Genomic DNA, 1488 nt, shown 5'->3' on the forward strand with positions numbered 1-1488 from the left:
TCGGAAGACCAGGACTTCGAGAAGGCAGCGGCGCTGCGCGACGAGGAGAAGAGCCTGCTCGCCGAGCGGCTGCGCCTCGAGAAGCAGTGGCGTTCGGGCGAGGTCTCATCGCCCGCGGTGGTCGACGAGGGTCTGATCGCCGAGGTGCTCGCCCAGGCCACCGGCATCCCGGTGTTCAAGCTCACCGAGGAGGAATCCAGCCGCCTGGTCTTCATGGAGAAGGCGCTGCACCAGCGCGTCATCGGCCAGGAAGAGGCGATCGCCGCGCTGTCCAAGACGATCCGCCGCACGCGTGCGGGTCTGAAGGACCCCAAGCGCCCCTCCGGTTCGTTCATCTTCGCCGGTCCGACCGGTGTCGGAAAGACCGAGCTTGCCAAGGCGCTCGCCGAGTTCCTGTTCGACGACGAGGGCGCCCTGATCTCGCTCGACATGAGCGAGTTCGGTGAGAAGCACACGGTTTCGCGACTGTTCGGTGCCCCTCCCGGATTCGTCGGGTTCGAAGAGGGCGGCCAGCTCACCGAGAAGGTGCGCCGCAAGCCGTTCTCGGTCGTGTTGTTCGACGAGATCGAGAAGGCTCACCCCGACATCTTCAACTCGCTCCTGCAGATCCTCGAAGAGGGCCGGTTGACCGACGGTCAGGGCCGCATCGTGGACTTCAAGAACACGGTCATCATCATGACCACGAACCTCGGTTCGCAGGCTATCGCCGGCGGCCCGGTCGGGTTCCAGGTCGAGGGTGACACCGCGACGTCCTACGACCGGATGAAGGGCAAGGTGAACGAGGAGCTCAAGCGCCACTTCAAGCCCGAGTTCCTGAACCGTGTCGACGACATCATCGTGTTCCCGCAGCTCGACAAGGATGAACTGCGCCAGATCGTGGACCTGTTCACGAAGCGGCTGGGCGAGCGCCTGCTGGATCGCGATATGACGATCGAGCTGTCGCTGGCCGCAAAGGATCGCCTTATCGAGGTCGGCTTCGACCCGGCACTGGGTGCTCGGCCGCTGCGCCGCGCGATGCAGCACGAGATCGAGGACCAGCTTTCCGAGAAGATCCTGCACGGCGAACTGAACCCCGGCGATCACGTCAAGGTGGATGCCGAGAACGGCCAGTTCCTGTTCGAGCACGGTCCGCGCGGCGAGAAGGTCGCGGTCGGTGTGGTCTCCGGTGGCGACATCACGATCACCCCTGACCTGGCGATCACCTCGGACTGATCCCGGCACAGGCTGAGAGGGGGACGGATGCTTCGGCATCCGTCCCCTTCCTCGTTACGCTCAGGCCGCCGCGGCAGGAACGACGAGCGCCGCAACGGCAATGTCGAGCACGATCGACTGCCGCACTTCGACTGCATGGTCGTAGCGGGCTCCGGCGAGGGCGACATAGACCCCGCCGACGATGTCGATGTAGCCCACGACCTCATCTGCCCGGTGCACTTCGTACGTGGTCGGGCCGATGAGGACTACCGACTCGGGTGGGGGCGCGGTGGCGCG

Annotated in this window: 1 protein-coding gene and 1 pseudogene; one reads left to right on the forward strand and one right to left on the reverse strand. The window is 65.3% G+C overall.

Features of this window, described 5'->3' with window-relative positions; translation table 11 throughout:
* Window positions 1-1212 (forward strand): AAA family ATPase (locus tag B3587_RS05780; RefSeq protein ID WP_292727086.1); only part of this gene is annotated, 1212 nt, incomplete at its 5' end.
* A gap of 60 nt (window positions 1213-1272) precedes the next feature.
* Here the strand turns inward: B3587_RS05780 and B3587_RS05785 are convergent.
* Window positions 1273-1488, reverse strand: a pseudogene (locus tag B3587_RS05785) (hypothetical protein); the annotation flags it as partial.

Source organism: Microbacterium sp. UBA837, from assembly GCF_002296025.1.
Lineage (GTDB): Bacteria > Actinomycetota > Actinomycetes > Actinomycetales > Microbacteriaceae > Microbacterium.